This window comes from Devosia sp. 67-54, from assembly GCF_001899075.1.
Taxonomy (GTDB): domain Bacteria; phylum Pseudomonadota; class Alphaproteobacteria; order Rhizobiales; family Devosiaceae; genus Devosia_A.
In genome coordinates this window covers 19086-35168 of the sequence record NZ_MKVA01000001.1, presented here as the reverse complement: position 1 = coordinate 35168, position 16083 = coordinate 19086, and the positions used below count along the sequence as shown (strand labels likewise).

Below are 16083 nucleotides of genomic sequence, written 5' to 3'. Positions count from 1 at the left end.
GTGAATGGTGAATGGTGAATGGTGAATGGTGAATGGTGAATGGTGAATGGTGAATGGTGAATGGTGAATGGGAGGGGGCTCCTCCGCTCGCCACTTACCATTCACCATTTTGCCATTCACCATTCACCGCTTACTTCGCCACCGCCTCCAGCGCGCGGCCATGCCGCGTCAGGTGCTGGCCGGCGGTCTTGGGCAGGAATGCGAAGAGGATCGTGGCGATCAGCGCCACCGCGGCGATGACGTAGAAGGCGACGTGGAAATCGCCCAGCAGCGGCTCGCCGCCATGGGTGAGACGCAGCGCCTCGAGCACGCCGCCGCCCAGCGCCACGCCGAACGCCAGCGACAGCTGGATCGCCACCTGGCTGATGGCGGTCGCCTGGCCGGCGTCCTTGTCCTCGATGTCGGCGAAGGTGAAGGCGTTGGTGGCGGTCCAGAAGATCGACTGGAAGAAGCCGGTGATCACCAGCAGCGGCAGCATCACCCCGAGCGGCGTCGCCGGGCTGTAGATGCCCATGGCGACGAGGCCGAGCACGGTGATGAAGGTGGCGATCATCAGCGTGATGCGGAAGCCGAGCCAGCGCAGGATCGCCTCCGACACGAATTTGGCGGCGAACGAGCCGACCGCCGTGGCGAAGGTGATCGAGCCGCTCTGGAACGGCGTCATCCCGAAGGCGAGTTGCAGCATCAGCGGGAACAGGAACGGCATGGCGCCGGTGCCGAGGCGGAAGAAGGTGCCGGCCACCACCGTGGCGCGGAACAGCGGGAAACGGAACAGCCGGAGGTCGAGGATCGGATATTGGGTGCGCCGGAAATGCCACAGATAGGCGATCCAGCCGAGCGTGCCGACGGCCAGCGTCACATAGCCGACGCTCAGCGGCAGGGCGGGCAGGGTCAGCACCGAAATGCCGAACACCCAGCCGGCGAAGGCGAGCCCGGTCATGACGAAGCCGGCAAAATCCATGCGGCGCGGCGCGTTGCGCGACCAGTCGGGCAGGAACCACGTCACCAGCACGATGCCGGCGAGCCCGATCGGCACGTTGATGAGGAAGATCCAGTGCCAGCTGAAATAGGTGGTGATGAAGCCGCCGACCGGCGGCCCGACGATCGGGCCGATGAGTCCGGGGATGCTGAGCCAGGCCATGGCGTCGACCAGCAGGTTGCGCGGCGTCACCCGCACCAGCACCAGCCGCGCCACCGGCGTCATCAGCGCCCCGCCGAAGCCTTGCAGGAACCGCGACAGCACGAAGGTGAGCAGCGAATTCGAGGCCGCGCAGGCGATCGAGCCGGCGATGAAGATCAGGATGGCGACGCGGAACACGTTGCGCGCCCCCCAGCGGTCCGCCATCCACGCCGAGATCGGAATGAAGATGGCGAGCGCCACGAGGTAGGAGGTGAGCGCCAGCTTCAGCGCGATCGGCTCGGAGCCGATATCGTGCGCGATGTCGGCCAGCGAGGTCGCGATCACCGTCGAATCCATGTTCTCCATGAACAGGGCGACGGCGAGGATCAACGGCACCAGGCGGGAACTCACGCGACGGCTTCCGCTTTCGGCATCGGCTTGACCTGGTGGCCGGAGACATTGGCGCCGGCGTCGGGCGGCAGCCGCAGGAACTGGATGGCGCTCACCGTGGCCAGCGCCGCGACGATGAACCAGGCGATGTGGAAGTCGACGAGATCGAGCGGGCCGCCGCGGATCTGCGTGCTGGCCTCGAGGATACCGCCGGCGACGGCGACGCCCAGCGCCACGCTGATCTGCTGCACCACCGCGGCGATGGCGGTGGCCTGGCTGGCCTCGGCCTCGCTGATGTCGGCATAGCCGAAGCTGTTGACGCCGGTGAAGAAGAACGAGCGCGTCAGCCCGCCGACGAACAGGCAGAGCATCAGCAGGTAGTGGTTGGTCGCGGGCGTGAAGAAGCCGTTGATGGCGAGGAACACGCAGCCGAGCAGCGCCGTGACCGCGAGGACGCGCGGAAAGCCGAACTGGGCATAGAGCCGCGTGGCGCCGAATTTCGAGATGATGGCGCCGAACGCCGAAACGAACGTGGTGAGCCCCGATTCGAACGGCGTGAAGCCGAAGGTGATCTGCAGCATCAGCGGCATCAGGAAGGGGAACGCGCCGATGCCGATGCGGAAGAAGCTGCCGCCGAGCACGGCGGTGCGGAACACCCGGTTGCGGAACAGGGTGGGGTCGAGCAGCGGATGCTCGGTGCGCCCGGCGTGGCGGAAATAGACGACCATCGCGGCCAGCCCGACGGCCACCGCCACATAGCCCGCCCATTGCGGGATCGCCGGCAGGCTGATCACCGACAGCCCAAAGATGATCCCGGCAAAGCCGATGCTGGTGAGAAAGAAGCCGCCGAGGTCGATGGGCCGCGGCGTTCGCGGCTCGGGCGGCGGCAGGAAGCGGGTGGCGAGCAGGATGCCGGCCACCCCGATCGGCACGTTGATCCAGAAGATCCAGTGCCAGCTGAGATAGGTAGTGAGGAAGCCGCCGACCGGCGGGCCGCTCAGCGGCCCGAGCAGGGCAGGGACGGTCAGCCACGACATGGCGGCGACGAGCTCGTTGCGCGGCGTGGCGCGGATCAGCACCAGGCGGGCGACGGGGGTCATCATCGAGCCGCCGATGCCCTGCAGGAATCGTGAAACCACGAAGGTGGGCAGCGAGTTGGAGAAGGCGCAGGCGATCGAGCCGATCACGAAAATGGCGATGGCGACGCGGAAGATGTTGGTGGCGCCGAACCGGTCGGCCATCCAGCCGCTGATGGGAATGAAGATGGCCAGCGACACGAAATACGAGGTGAGGGCCAGTTTCAGGGCGATCGGGCTGGTCCCGATGTCCGTCGCGATGGCGGGCAGGGACGTGGCGATCACCGTCGAATCCATGTTCTCCATGAACAGGGCGACGGCCAGGATGAGCGGGGTGAGGCGGATCACTTGAGGAACTTGGCGGCGAATGAAGGGAGCCGGCACATTGGCTATGATCCTAACCATAGGGCGCGGCAAGCTAAAATGTTACAATCGCGCTTTCGTGAAACTCATAGGCCGATTGACCCCCACGCACCATGTCGTGGTAGGTAGAGCCAGCTAAAAATACGGGTCAAAATGAAGAGTTTTTCGTCTTCGAGCTTTGCCTCCGACCATGCGGTGGCGCTCGATCTGGCCGCCGAGGCCGTTCGCAACAACCCGCACGCCCTGTTCACGGATTTCCAGTGGTTCCTGCTCGAGGGCAAGGACACCATCTTTTTCACGGCGTTTTCGCGCAGCCATTTCGACAAGGCCTCGATTGCCAATCTGACCGCCCAGATGGTGGCGCTGGCGCCGCAGCTGACGCACGGCTTCGTCGGGGCGCGGCCGGGCTATCCGTTCCCGCAGCACATCCTCGACGCCATCACCTCGGTCGAGGAGGTCGACAGCTTCGACGGCTATCCCGACAAATGGCTGTCGAACAGCCAGGACGTGTTCCAGCACCCCGAGTTGCCGCTGTTCCGCGTCATGGCCGCCAATCTCAAGGGCGGGCCGGACGGTCAGGGCCGGGCCTCGATCATCCAGGTGCGCTCGGCGCACTGCCTGCTGGAGGGGTCGGACGCGGCGCTGCTGACGCGGTCGCAGACGGCCAACCACGGCATCCAGTCGGACAAGGGCAACCGCCTCGCCTGGATCAAGCGTGCCCGCGGCGCGTTCGCCGGTTACTCCATGGCCCTGATCTCGGGGCTCGCCGCCGTGCTGGTGAACCCCAAGGAACGGCCGCTGCACTTCAAGACGCTGGCCCTGCCGCGCCAGCGCATCCGCGCGCTGGCGACCAAGCTCGGCGTGCGGCAGCGCTCGCTGTATTTCGCGCTGGTCACCTATGCGCTGCATTCGGAGAAGGACCGGCGGGTGAAGGACAAGGTGATCACCGCCGCCTACACCATGCTCGATACCAAGCGCACCGCCTCGGACGACGATTTCTTCCGGGTGCGGGCGCTCGAGGCGAAGTTCCCGTTCACCACCGATTTCGCGACCTACGCCAAGGCGGTGGACGCCGAAATGGAGGCGAGCGAGAGCAAGGATCTGACCAGGTTCCAGCTCATGATCCTCGCCATGATGCGGGCGATGCGGAGCCTCAAGAAGGTCGCGCCATGGCTGATCTCGGACAAGTTCTGGCGCCTGCAGGGCACCACCGCCGATCTGGTGCTGACCCTGGTGCCGCCGCACCGCAGCATGGGCCCGCTGACCGAATGGATGATCGAGCCGATCTATTGCGGCGCCTTCCACCAGTCGACCAACATCTGCACCTTCTGCCCCGGCCGCGAATACATGACGCTCAATTTCGTCGTCGAGGAGCGGCATCTGACCCATATCGAGCGGGTGGAAAAGCTGGTGGCCCAGCTCGAGGCGGCCTGACGCTTCCCAAAGCCGAGGGCCGATGATATTGACCCTCGCCAACCCGCGGGGCGACCGAGTCGCAGCGCGGGCTTCCTGTTTTTTGCAGCACGGAAGGGGCCGCCCTTGGCGAAGATCATTACCTCCATCACCGGTGACGCCGCGCTGACGTTCGACGACGTGCTGCTGCAGCCCGCCCGCTCCGACGTCCTGCCGACCGACGTGAACATCGGCTCGCGCGTCACCAAGGACATCGCGCTCAACCTGCCGATCCTCAGCGCCGCGATGGACACCGTCACCGAGCACCAGATGGCCATCGCCATGGCGCAGGCCGGCGGCATCGGCGTCATCCACCGCAACCTCGAGCCGGCGGCGCAGGCCGAGCAGGTGCGGCAGGTCAAGAGCTTCGAGAGCGGCATGGTGGTGAACCCCATCACCATCGGCCCGGACGCGACGCTGGCCGACGCGCTGGCGCTGATGCGCGCCAGCCGCATCTCCGGCATTCCGGTGGTTGCCAATGGCGGCGCCGGCGGCCGCGCCACCGGCAAGCTGGTAGGCATCCTCACCAATCGCGATGTGCGCTTCGCCACCAACGAGCGGCAGAAGATTTCCGAGCTGATGACGCATGCCAATCTCGTCACTGTGCGCGACGGCGTCGGCAAGGACGAGGCCAAGCGCCTGCTGCACGCCAACCGCATCGAAAAGCTGCTGGTGGTCGACGATGCCGGCAACTGCATCGGCCTCATCACCGTCAAGGACATCGAGAAGGCCCAGCTCAACCCCATGGCCATCAAGGACGCGCAGGGGCGCCTCCGCGTCGCGGCGGCTTCGACCGTCGGCGACAAGGGCTATGAGCGCTCGATGGCGCTGATCGACGCGGGCGTCGACTTGCTGGTCATCGACACCGCGCATGGCCATTCGGTGCGCGTCGCCGAGGCGGTGGAGCGCGTCAAGCGCGAGAGCAATTCGACCCGCATCGTCGCCGGCAACGTGGCCACGGCGGAGGCGACGCGGGCGCTGATCGATGCCGGCGCGGATTCGATCAAGGTCGGCATCGGGCCGGGCTCGATCTGCACCACGCGCATCGTCGCCGGCGTCGGCGTGCCGCAGCTCGCGGCGGTGATGGCGTGTGCCGAGGAGGCCGACAAGAGCGGCGTTCCGGTCATCGCCGACGGCGGAATCAAATTCTCAGGCGATCTGGCTAAGGCCTTGGCCGGCGGAGCGTCCTGCGCCATGGTGGGGTCGCTGCTGGCCGGCACCGACGAGAGCCCCGGCGAGGTCTATCTCTACCAGGGCCGCAGCTACAAGGCGTATCGCGGCATGGGCTCGGTGGGCGCCATGGCCCGCGGCTCGGCCGACCGCTACTTCCAGCAGGAGGTGCGCGACCAGCTCAAGCTCGTGCCCGAGGGCATCGAGGGGCAGGTGCCCTACAAGGGCCCGGCCGGCAACGTGCTGCACCAGCTCGCCGGCGGCCTGCGCGCCGCGATGGGCTACACCGGCGCGCACGACCTCGAGGCGTTCCGCCAGAACGCCACCTTCGTGAAGATCTCCGGCGCCGCGCTCAACGAGAGCCACGTGCACGACGTGACCATCACGCGCGAGCCGCCGAACTATCGCGGCGGCATCTGATGCGGCTGCCCGGCCGGCTGTCGGCGGCCATCGAGGTGCTCGACGACATCGACCGGCGGCATCGGCCGGTGGCCGAGGCGCTCAAGAGCTGGGGTCTCAACAATCGCTTCGCCGGGGCGGGCGATCGCGCCGCCATCGGCAATCTGGTCTACGACGCGCTGCGCCGCCGGGCGAGCCACGCCTTCGCAATGGGCGAGGATACGCCGCGTGCCCTGGTGCTGGGCGTCGCGGTGCGCGACTGGGGCAGCACCCCCGAAGAGCTCAACGATTTGTTCGCTGCCGATGCGCATGCGCCGGCGATCCTCAGCGCCGACGAGGTGCAGCGCCTGAGCCGGCACGAGCCGTGGGTCGGGGCGCCCGGGCACGTCATCGCCGATCTGCCGGACTGGGCGGTGCCGTCGCTGGAAAAGAGCTTCGGCGCCAATTGGATCAACGAGGGCCGCGCCCTGGCCGGCCGGCCGCCGCTCGATCTGCGCGTCAACACGCTGCGCGCCGACCGGGCGCGGGTGCTGAAAGCGCTCGAGCGCTTCGGTGCCGAACCCACTGACATCGCCCCGCACGGCCTGCGCATCGCCGCCGGCACGCGCGACAGCCGCACCCCGAACGTGCAGGTGGAGGAGGGCTACCTCAAGGGCTGGTTCGAAGTGCAGGACCAGGGCAGCCAGATCGTCGCCGCCCTGGCAGGGGCGACGGCCGGCGAGCAGGTGCTCGATTTGTGCGCCGGCGCCGGCGGCAAGACGCTGGCGATGGCCGCCGACATGGCCAACAAAGGCCAGATCTTCGCCTATGACAGCGACCGCCACCGGCTGGCGCCGATATACGACCGCCTGAAGCGCAACGGCGCGCGCAACGTGCAGGTGCGCGCCCCGGGCGATAGCGTGCTCGACGACCTCGCCGGCCGCATGGATCGCGTGGTGATCGACGCGCCGTGCACCGGCTCGGGCACCTGGCGCCGCCGTCCCGACGCCAAGTGGAAGCTCACCGCCGAACAGCTCGCCGCCCGCGCCGGCGAGCAGGCCGCCATCCTCGCCGACGGCGCCCGCTACGTGCGGCCCGGCGGCACGCTGGTCTACATTACCTGCTCGGTGCTCGATGAGGAGAATTCCCGGCAGGTCGCCGCCTTCCTGGCGGGGCATGCCGACTTCGACATGGTTCCCATGGCGCCCCTGCTCGAGAGCCTGCATCCAGGGGCGGAAAACCGTGCCCATGTCGGCCCTTACGGCGTTCTGCTGACGCCGCTACGCACTGGTACCGATGGGTTTTTCGTCAGCCTGATGCGGCGTCTTCCGGGGCTTTGAAACCCGATCGGCCCGCTATACGTTCACCGATCATGACAGCGTCGGCCATCGATCTGCGGAGTCCGCGCGCCTGGGGCGCCACCATCGCCTTCATCGTGGTGGTGTGCGTGGTCGGCGGCGTCATCGGCGTCAATACCCTCCCCGATGCGTGGTACGAGGCGCTGCATAAGGCCCCGTGGAACCCGCCCAACTGGGTGTTCGGCCCGGTCTGGTTCACGCTCTACGTGCTGATCGGCATCGCCGGGGCCCGCACCTTCCTGCGCGCTCCGGGCAGCGGCGCCATGGTGCTGTGGGTCCTGCAGATGGTGCTCAACTGGGCCTGGTCGCCGATCTGGTTCCGGCTGCACCAGCCCTGGCCGGCGTTCGCCATCATCGCCGTCATCCTGCTGCTGATTCTCGGCTTCATCGCCGCGAGCTGGCGCGAGGATCGCACGGCCGCCTGGCTGTTCGTGCCCTATGCGCTGTGGGTGGCCTTCGCCTCCAGCCTCAACCTCGCGATCGCCGTGCTGAACTAGCCGCGGCTGCTTGCGCAATCCGGCCGGCGCCTATATTTCCCGGCCATGACAGAGCCAGCAGCGACTGCCGTCGACTCCATCCTGATCATCGATTTCGGCTCGCAGGTGACGCAGCTCATTGCGCGCCGCCTGCGCGAGGCCGGGGTGTATTGCGAAATCCACCCCTTCAACAAGGCGGCCGAGGCCTTCCGCGTCATGCGGCCCAAGGGCGTGATCTTTTCCGGCGGCCCCGCGTCGGTGACGGACGAGGGCAGCCCGCGCGCCCCGCATGAGGTGCTGCAGTCGGGCGTGCCGATCCTCGCCATCTGCTACGGCCAGCAGACGCTGGCGCTGCAGCTCGGCGGCAAGGTGGAGGGGGGCCACGCCCGCGAATTCGGCCGCGCCGACCTCGAGATCAGGGAGCCGTCGGCCCTCTACGAGGGCGTCTGGGAAATCGGCCAGCGCTACCCGGTCTGGATGAGCCACGGCGACCGCGTCACCGAACTGCCGGCCGGCTTCAAGGTGGTGGCCACCTCGCCCAACGCGCCCTTCGCCATCGCCGTGAACGAAGACGCCAAGCGCTACAGCACGATGTTCCATCCCGAGGTGGTGCACACCCCCGATGGCGGCAAGCTGCTCGCCAACTTCGTGCACAATATCGTCGGGCTCAAATCCGACTGGACCATGTCGGCCTACCGCGCCCGCATGATCGAAAAGATCCGCGCCCAGGTGGGCAAGGGCAGGGTGCTGTGCGCTCTCTCGGGCGGCGTCGATTCATCGGTGGCGGCGCTGCTGATCCACGAGGCGATCGGCGACCAGCTCACCTGCGTGTTCGTCGACCACGGCCTGATGCGGCTCAACGAGGCCGACGAGGTGGTGTCGATGTTCCGCGACCACTACAACATTCCGCTCGTCCACGTGGACGCCGCCGACACCTTCATCGGCGCGCTCGAGGGCGAGGCCGACCCCGAGACCAAGCGCAAGACCATCGGCCGGCTGTTCATCGAAACCTTCGAGGCCGAGGCCAGAAAGCTCGGCGGCGCGCAGTTCCTAGCGCAGGGCACGCTCTATCCCGACGTCATCGAGAGCGTGAGCTTCACCGGCGGCCCCTCGGTCACCATCAAGTCGCACCACAATGTCGGCGGCCTGCCCGAGCGCATGCACATGCAACTGGTCGAGCCGTTGCGCGAGCTGTTCAAGGACGAGGTGCGGGCGCTGGGCCGCGAGCTCGGCCTGCCCGACAAATTCGTCGGCCGCCACCCGTTCCCCGGACCCGGCCTCGCCATCCGGCTACCCGGCGGCGTCACGCGCGAAAAACTCGACATCCTGCGCCGCGCCGACGCCATCTATCTCGACGAAATCCGCAAGGCCGGCCTCTACGACAAGATCTGGCAGGCCTTCGCCGTGCTGCTGCCGGTGCAGACCGTGGGTGTCATGGGCGACGGCCGCACCTACGAATTCGTCTGCGCGCTGCGCGCCGTGACCTCGGTCGACGGCATGACGGCCGACTTCTACCCCTTCGACATGGCCTTCATCGGCAAGGTCGCCACCCGCATCATCAACGAAGTCCGCGGCATCAACCGCGTGGTGTACGACGTAACCAGCAAACCGCCGGGCACCATCGAGTGGGAGTAGGGGGCAATCGGCGGCAGTAGCGTAGTTTCGGCGGCGTTCTCGACATCGATCTGACCACGCCCACTTGCCTCACCACTGTGTCCTCCACTTCAAAACGCGTGGGACCGATCTGCGCGTTTGACTGATAGGACGCAAGGTGTCGTCGTTGAACGAGCGAGCGTTGGAGTAGAGTAGGGGGCACAAAGGCGGGTCTGCGTTGCGGCCGTGGCAACACCTTTCGGCCGCTGACAGAGGTCCACTTCTGGCCCAAAGCAGACATTGCCTCCTGATTGCGGAGCTTAGCAAACTGCAATGATGATTTTCACTATGCGGCCGTATGGCAACCGCTAGATATGGCGAGATCAGCTCGACTGTTCTGCGCGTGCAAGGCGCCATAGAAACGGTTATCAGAACGAACCCAGCCTCGACATCGCCGACATTGGCAATGATCGAGCACGTAGAGGGTCTCAGCGCCGAGGCCTACGACAATGCCGTTGGCGAGGCGAGCGACGCTGCTAAAACAACGTTCTCGAGATATCCCGCTTGAACATCGATCCGAGGATATCGGGTGCAATATCGCCGGGATATTGCCGCCAACCGGCTAGGTAGACATCGCCGGACGAAATGCCCTGACCACCGATGCATGTGTATCGATCCGACCGGCTCCGATAAGATCTAAACAATAGGGTACGGCAGGAAACACCGCATCGAGGCAGACCTTGATGGCCGTTGGCTTGCCGGGCAGTGTCACGATCATGGTCTTCCCCCGGATGCCTGCGGACTGCCGCGAGAGAATCGCGGTTGGCACCTGTTCGAGGCTCACTCGGCGCATCAACTCGCCGAAGCCGGGTAGGTCCTTTTCGATCACTGCAGCCATTGCCTCTGGCGTTTCGTCACGTGCTGACGGGCCGGTCCCGCCGGTCGCAAGGATCAGCCCCGCACCTTCTCCGCACATCCTCAGCAGCGCATCCCGCACTGACGCGAGGCCATCGGGCACGATCTGCTTGATCGGTTCCCAACTCGTTGAGATCGCAGCATGCAGGTAGGCCTCGATGGCAGGACCACCCATGTCCTCGTACTCACCGCGGCTCGCGCGGTCTGAAACCGTAAGAATTCCGATCTTCACGTCGGCGTCTCCCTGAGAGGTAGCTGACCTTATCCTCCGCCGTGACGCGATCCCGCGCCACCCGCATGTCCTCCGGTCGGTTGATATTGAAAAAGGGATCGGCATCAAGGTCGAAGTCGACGACATGGACCGAGTGCTTGAGCATCCAGCCCTTGAGGGAACGATCGGCGTCGGCGACGATCCACCGCTCTAGCTCGTCGGCAAGCGCGATCGGCTGCAGGCTGAAGACATAGTGGTCGCGTCCGGCGGACCGAGCGATCGCCATACCCGCCCGATCGAGCACCAGGGAGGCGGAAAGTCTCTCGGCCAGATCGATCGGGAAGAATGGCGTATCGCAGGCGACAGTCAGAATGTGCGTTGCGTCTGGGACGGCGGACGCCCAGATCATTCCAGCAAGGAAACCCGCCAGCGGTCCGCGGTCGACAAAGCTGTCGGCAACGACCGGCAGACCAGCGGCCCTGAACGGTTCTGGGTCCTGGTTCGCGCTGACGACAATCCGGCCAACTTGCCGGCCAAGCCGTGTCGCGACCCGCTGGAACATCGGTTCGCCCCCGATGGGAAGCAGACTTTTGTCGGTACCCATTCGCGAGGATTTGCCGCCCGCGAGTATGACGCCAACAATGGCGTTTTCGGAGATCACTTTCGCCCGCCGCCTCAACCGCCCGTCATGCTCATGTGCCGGTTCACCGCCGGTTTGGCGCCAGCCCGATCGATGATGAAATCATGGCCCTTCGGCTTGCGCGAAATCGCTTCGTCAATGGCCCGATGGAGCGCCTCGTCACCCTCCGAAGCTCTGAGTGGCGCGCGCAGGTCTACTGAGGAATCTTGCCCAAGGCACATGAAGAGCGTTCCGGTGCAGGTGATCCGCACCCGGTTGCATGTCTCGCAAAAATTGTGCGTCAGCGGGGTGATGAAGCCAATTCGTCCGCCGGTCTCGGCGACGCGCATGTAACGGGCCGGGCCGCCGGTGCGATACGGGACATCCTCCAGCGTCCAATTTTCCGCGAGCCGGTCGCGAACGATCGACAACGGCAGGTACTGGTCCGTGCGGTCCGCATCGATGTCGCCGAGCGGCATGGTTTCGATCAGCGTCAGATCCATCCCATTGCCGTGGGTCCATTCGATCATGCCATCGAATTCATCATCATTCACGCCCTTGAGGGCGACGGCGTTTATCTTTACGGCAAGGCCTGCTGCTCGGGCAGCGTCGACGCCCGCAAGCACGACGCCCAGGTCGCCCCGCCGGGTGATTGCCCGGAATTTTTCGGGGTCGAGCGTGTCGACAGAAACATTGATCCGCCGAACGCCCGCGTCGGCGAGCTCGTGGGCGAAACGGCTTAGCTGCGAGCCATTGGTGGTGAGCGTCAGCTCTTCGAGCGCGCCGGACTTGAGGTGCCTCGACAGGGAGCGGACCAGGGCCATCAGGTTCTTGCGCACCAGAGGCTCCCCGCCGGTGAGTCTCAGTTTTCGAACGCCGCGCTCGATGAAGGCCGAACACAGCCGGTCGAGCTCTTCGAGGGTCAAAACCTCGCGCCGCGGCAGGAAAGTCATTTCCTCGGCCATGCAGTAAACGCAGCGAAAATCGCAACGGTCGGTAACCGAGACCCTCAGATAGCTAATGCGCCGAGCGAAGGGGTCAATCAGAGTTCCTGGAATAGCGGCGTTCATTTTGCATCCTCCCCGGCGGCACCCGAGCTGAGCGGGTGCGCTTTTGTGAAGACCTTGCAAGAACCGGGCCTAATTGGCGGATGCTCTGTCCGCGTGTTACGATTCCTGATGCCGGCCCCGTCAGAGGAACGGCACAGGGAGAGCTCGTGGCGCATCAAACGGACCCAATGGGCCGACGCGACGTGTTGGCACTCGGAGGAGCAGCGCTGGCTGGTCTGGTCGCGTCGCAAGCAGTTGCGGCCGGCCCCGCGACCGTCAAATTTGCCCTGACGCCGGTCTTTTTGACCTCGGACCTCGATCTCCTCGACAAGCTTAAATCGTATCTGCAGCAGGCCACTGGCCGACCGGTGCAGCTCGTCACCCGGCGCACCTATCAGGAAATCACGGCGATGATCCTGGCTGGCCAGGTCGACGCCGCCTGGGTTTGCGGTTTTCCCTATGTCGCGAACAAAACCCAGATGCAGCTTGTCGCGGTGCCCGTCTGGCACAGCCGGCCGGTCTACCAGTCATATCTGATCTCGGACGCTGCCCGCACGGCCACCGATCTCGAGCATCTGAAGGGCGATATCCACGCCTTCTCCGACCCGGATTCCAATTCGGGTTACCTGGTCACGGCTGCGGAGCTCGCATCGAAAGCCATCTCGCCCGAGGCCTTTTTCAGCCAGACTTTCTACACCTACGGTCACCGCAACGTCGTCCGCGCGGTGGGGTCGGGGCTCGCCCAGAGCGGCAGCGTCGACGGCTACGTGTACGAGGTTCTGAGGACCATGGAGCCCGACCTGGTGGCCGCCACCAGGGTGGTCCGGGCCTCGGCCTGGTATGGCTTCCCGCCGGTCGCGTGCCTCGCGGCGACCGCGAATTCCGAAAACACTCGACTCCTGACCAAGGCCCTTCTGGGCATGCAGGCCGATCCCACGGGCCGTGAAGTCCTGGCGATGCTCGAACTCGACAGCTTCTCGGCCGAGCCGCCGTCGCTGTTCGACACGATTGGGGCGAACATGGAACTGGTGCGAAAACGGGCATGACCTGGTTCACGGCCATCTCCGACCGGCTGCCTCTCACCTTCAAGGTGCCGGCGCTTGTCGTCGTCCTGATGATCGTGATCGGCGCTGGCGTTTCGCAGGTTGTCTTTTCGAGGCTGGTCGCAACCCAGGAGCGCCAGCTCAATGATCTGGCCGACGCCTATCTCGATGGCGTCGAGTCAGCGATCGTCGATCCCGTCCTGCGACAGGACACCTGGGAAATCTTCGACGCCCTCGATCGCGCCAGACGCCTGTATCAAGCCGTCGGTCCATTGCAGACCGTTGTCGCGGATCCACAGGGCGCTGTGCTTGCTGCGTCCGACCCGCGGGCCGCTCCGATCGGCGCCAAGATCGCCGATGTGTTCCCGGTGCCGGCATCGGCGACCGGGAAAGTGGAAATAGGCGGCCAGGGACGGGCAACAGTTGCACGGCCGCTCGTCGTCGAGGGACGCATGATTGGCGACATCTACGCCGAACTCGATACTGCTGCACTTGTGCATGAGCGAGCCCAGGTGCTGTGGACCTTGTTGGGCACAAACGCGGCGCTGACCGTGCTCCTGGCCGCCCTCGGCTGGTTCATGGTGCGCCGCATGGTGCGGCCGGTGAACGTGCTTTTCGCCGCCCTGCAGCGGGCCGCTGACGGCCGGGTCGAGCCGATCTCGGAAATAGAGATGCGCAATGCTGGTAGCGAGGCATCAAGGCTTTTCGCTCAGTTCAACGACATGGCCAAGGCCATGGCTGACCGCGAGGCGCTCACCGGCCGCCTTGCGCAGGAGGAGCGGCTATCGAGCCTGGGCCGCCTAGCCTCGGGGCTCGCCCATGAGATCAACAATCCACTGGGCGGCCTGTTCAATGCGCTCGACACACTCAAGGTCCACGGTGCGCGCCCCGAGGTCCGAGAAGACGTCGCCAGGCTTCTCGAGCGCGGCCTTTTCGGCATTCGCGACGCCGTCAGGTCGGTCCTCGCCACCTACCGGCCCGACCGGCAGGTTCGCAATCTTCTCGGCGCCGACATCGACGACGTCCGGCTCTTGGTTCGCCCGGAGGTTCGGCGCAAGCGTATCGAGCTGATCTGGGAGAACCAGCTCCCAAAGGAGTTCGAAGTCGACGCTTTTCCGGTGCGCCAGGTGGTTCTGAACCTGGTGCTGAATGCCTGCAGCGCCGTGCCCGAGAGCGGGACCGTTCTGGTCAGGGCGCAGGTTGACGCCGCGGACCTTTGGGTCGACGTTGAGGACTCCGGGCCGGGCCTGCCGGCGCACGTTGAGGCTTTTTTGGGTGCGGCCGGCTCGGAATCTCCCGTGGCCGGGACAACCGGGCTGGGTTTGTGGATTGCCAAGCGGATGGCGGCTGAGTTGGGAGGCACCCTGACGGCCGGTCATAGCTCGCTCCCGGGGGCGGCCATGCGTCTGCGCATCCCGCGGCGGGTCGGTATTGAAGGGGAGAGCCAGCATGTTGCTTAGCGGTCGCACCATCGGTCTTCTCGAAGACGATCCCATCATGGGGCAGTCTCTGCAGCAGCGCCTGTCGCTGGAAGGGGCGACGGTAAATCTGTGGACCAACGGCAAGGAAGCGATCGCCGGCCTCGAGCGCACGGTTCCGGATGTGGTCGTCTCCGACATGCGCCTGCCCGATATGAGCGGGGAAGACGTCTTTCGGACCATGAGCGAGCGCAAGCCGATGCCGCCGTTCCTGTTCATCACAGGCTATGCCGACATCGACCAGGCCGTCCGGCTGCTGCGATCCGGCGCCGCGCACTACCTCGCCAAACCCTTTGAGATGGCGGAGTTCCTGCAGCAACTCGCGAGCGTGTTGCCGAGCGAGGAGCACGGCGACGACGAAGCCCTTGGCAGGTCCGCGCCCATGAAGTCCCTCTGCCGCACGCTGACCCGCCTTGCGAGGACCCGTTCGACTTTGCTGCTGACCGGCGAGACCGGTGCCGGCAAGGAGGTCTGCGCCACCTTCTACCATCAAGCCGCTCCAGATCCCGGACCCTTCATCGCCGTCAATTGCGCCGCCATTCCTGTCGAGCTGATGGAGTCGGAGCTCTTCGGTCACGAGCGCGGTGCGTTCACCGGCGCCCAGTCCCGCCACCTTGGCTATGCCGAGCGGGCAGGGGCGGGAACGCTGTTTCTCGACGAGATCGGCGAGATGCCGTTGTCGCTGCAGGCCAAGCTCCTGCGGCTCCTGGACGAGCGAAGATTTCACCGCGTGGGCGGCGAAAAGCTCGTGGAATTCGAAGCGCGGGTCGTCTGTGCCACCAATGTGGACCTGGCCCGGCTGGTCCGCGACGGCAAGTTCCGCGAAGACCTCCTCTACCGCATCAATGTCGTCTCGCTCGAAGTACCCCCGTTGCGTGAGCGGTCAGAGGATATCCCTTGGCTGATGGAGCTGTTCTTCGATCGCGCGGTCGAACAGTTCGATGCGGGTCTCAGCGGTATCAGCCCGCTCACCGAGGAGGCCGCGAAAGCCTATTCCTGGCCCGGAAACGTACGGGAGCTGCGCAACCGGATCGAGCGTGGCGTGGCCCTCGCGCTCGGCACACTCCTGATGCCGGCGGACCTCTTTCCGGAAGGGCGGGGAGGCGCTCCCGTCCCGTCGTTCGTGTCGCTGGAGGCTGCCCGCGACGCGGCCGAGCGGACGCAGATCATGCGAGCGCTCGAGATCACCGGTAACGAGATGGCTGCTGCCGCCAAGCTGCTCGGTATTTCGAGGACCACGCTTTGGGAGAAGATGCGCCGGCTCGAAATCAGGACCGGCGAGCATCACTAGACGTTCGGCAAGTCGAACGACGTTCGGAAATCCGAACGTCTCAACTTACCTGAACGATACCTACTGAAGAAACCTCGCTCGCAGGGCACGCTGCACGGAGC

At 65.7% G+C, this 16083-nt stretch carries 13 protein-coding genes; 8 read left to right on the top strand and 5 right to left on the bottom strand.

Annotated features, from left to right (window positions below):
* Nucleotides 1-130 precede the first annotated feature (130 nt).
* Both BGO82_RS00160 and BGO82_RS00155 read right to left on the bottom strand, forming a co-directional pair.
* Complete coding sequence (locus tag BGO82_RS00160) at nt 131-1531, bottom strand: MFS transporter (protein ID WP_291303512.1); 1401 nt, start codon at nt 1529-1531, stop codon at nt 131-133.
* Nucleotides 1528-2934: a DHA2 family efflux MFS transporter permease subunit gene (locus tag BGO82_RS00155; RefSeq protein ID WP_291303511.1), complete on the bottom strand. Its 1407-nt coding sequence runs from the start codon at nt 2932-2934 to the stop codon at nt 1528-1530. Before BGO82_RS00155 ends, BGO82_RS00160 begins: the two co-directional genes overlap by 4 nt.
* 168 nt (nt 2935-3102) lie before the next feature.
* Between BGO82_RS00155 and BGO82_RS00150 the strand changes: the two genes are divergently transcribed.
* The 5 genes from BGO82_RS00150 to guaA all read left to right on the top strand — a co-directional run bounded on the left by BGO82_RS00150 (nt 3103) and on the right by guaA (nt 9418).
* A complete protein-coding gene (locus BGO82_RS00150; RefSeq protein ID WP_291303510.1) occupies nt 3103-4383 on the top strand; it encodes a hypothetical protein in 1281 nt (426 codons plus the stop codon).
* 105 nt (nt 4384-4488) lie between these two features.
* Nucleotides 4489-5991: an IMP dehydrogenase gene (guaB, locus tag BGO82_RS00145; RefSeq protein WP_291303509.1), complete on the top strand. Its 1503-nt coding sequence runs from the start codon at nt 4489-4491 to the stop codon at nt 5989-5991.
* Nucleotides 5991-7289: an RsmB/NOP family class I SAM-dependent RNA methyltransferase gene (locus tag BGO82_RS00140; RefSeq protein ID WP_291303508.1), complete on the top strand. Its 1299-nt coding sequence runs from the start codon at nt 5991-5993 to the stop codon at nt 7287-7289. The genes guaB and BGO82_RS00140 overlap by 1 nt, the downstream gene beginning before the upstream one ends.
* A 32-nt stretch (nt 7290-7321) precedes the next feature.
* Nucleotides 7322-7804, top strand: coding sequence for a TspO/MBR family protein (locus BGO82_RS00135; protein ID WP_291303507.1), 483 nt, complete (start codon nt 7322-7324; stop codon nt 7802-7804).
* Nucleotides 7805-7849: 45 nt separating this feature from the next.
* Nucleotides 7850-9418 (top strand): glutamine-hydrolyzing GMP synthase, encoded by a 1569-nt coding sequence (guaA, locus tag BGO82_RS00130; RefSeq protein WP_291303506.1) that lies wholly within the window; start codon nt 7850-7852, stop codon nt 9416-9418.
* 580 nt (nt 9419-9998) lie between these two features.
* On the opposite strand, the gene mog is transcribed toward guaA, so the two are convergent.
* The 3 genes from mog to moaA are packed head-to-tail and all read right to left on the bottom strand — an operon-like array spanning nt 9999 to nt 12191.
* Nucleotides 9999-10523: a molybdopterin adenylyltransferase gene (gene mog, locus BGO82_RS00125; protein WP_291303505.1), complete on the bottom strand. Its 525-nt coding sequence runs from the start codon at nt 10521-10523 to the stop codon at nt 9999-10001.
* Nucleotides 10477-11163, bottom strand: a complete 687-nt coding sequence (gene mobA / locus BGO82_RS00120; protein WP_291303504.1) for a molybdenum cofactor guanylyltransferase MobA — start codon at nt 11161-11163, stop codon at nt 10477-10479. Before mobA ends, mog begins: the two co-directional genes overlap by 47 nt.
* Nucleotides 11164-11177: 14 nt before the next feature.
* Nucleotides 11178-12191, bottom strand: a complete 1014-nt coding sequence (moaA, locus tag BGO82_RS00115; RefSeq protein ID WP_291303503.1) for a GTP 3',8-cyclase MoaA — start codon at nt 12189-12191, stop codon at nt 11178-11180.
* 167 nt (nt 12192-12358) lie between these two features.
* On the opposite strand from moaA, the gene BGO82_RS00110 reads away from it, so the two are divergent.
* From BGO82_RS00110 to BGO82_RS00100, 3 genes are read left to right on the top strand one after another with little or no spacing between them, the layout of a single operon-like run.
* Complete coding sequence (locus tag BGO82_RS00110; protein WP_291303502.1) at nt 12359-13216, top strand: PhnD/SsuA/transferrin family substrate-binding protein; 858 nt, start codon at nt 12359-12361, stop codon at nt 13214-13216.
* Nucleotides 13213-14673: a HAMP domain-containing sensor histidine kinase gene (locus BGO82_RS00105; RefSeq protein WP_291303501.1), complete on the top strand. Its 1461-nt coding sequence runs from the start codon at nt 13213-13215 to the stop codon at nt 14671-14673. Before BGO82_RS00110 ends, BGO82_RS00105 begins: the two co-directional genes overlap by 4 nt.
* Complete coding sequence (locus BGO82_RS00100; RefSeq protein WP_291303500.1) at nt 14663-15982, top strand: sigma-54 dependent transcriptional regulator; 1320 nt, start codon at nt 14663-14665, stop codon at nt 15980-15982. The genes BGO82_RS00105 and BGO82_RS00100 overlap by 11 nt, the downstream gene beginning before the upstream one ends.
* Nucleotides 15983-16083: the final 101 nt, after the last annotated feature.

Excerpts from the sequence above, each read along its gene's own strand:
- moaA (WP_291303503.1), bottom strand. The coding sequence starts at position 12,191 with ATGAACGCCGCTATTCCAGGAACTCTGATTGACCCCTTCGCTCGGCGC.
- BGO82_RS00110 (WP_291303502.1), top strand. The coding sequence starts at position 12,359 with ATGGGCCGACGCGACGTGTTGGCACTCGGAGGAGCAGCGCTGGCTGGT.
- BGO82_RS00135 (WP_291303507.1), top strand. The coding sequence starts at position 7,322 with ATGACAGCGTCGGCCATCGATCTGCGGAGTCCGCGCGCCTGGGGCGCC.
- guaA (WP_291303506.1), top strand. The coding sequence starts at position 7,850 with ATGACAGAGCCAGCAGCGACTGCCGTCGACTCCATCCTGATCATCGAT.
- BGO82_RS00140 (WP_291303508.1), top strand. The coding sequence starts at position 5,991 with ATGCGGCTGCCCGGCCGGCTGTCGGCGGCCATCGAGGTGCTCGACGAC.
- BGO82_RS00100 (WP_291303500.1), top strand. The coding sequence starts at position 14,663 with ATGTTGCTTAGCGGTCGCACCATCGGTCTTCTCGAAGACGATCCCATC.
- BGO82_RS00105 (WP_291303501.1), top strand. The coding sequence starts at position 13,213 with ATGACCTGGTTCACGGCCATCTCCGACCGGCTGCCTCTCACCTTCAAG.
- BGO82_RS00150 (WP_291303510.1), top strand. The coding sequence starts at position 3,103 with ATGAAGAGTTTTTCGTCTTCGAGCTTTGCCTCCGACCATGCGGTGGCG.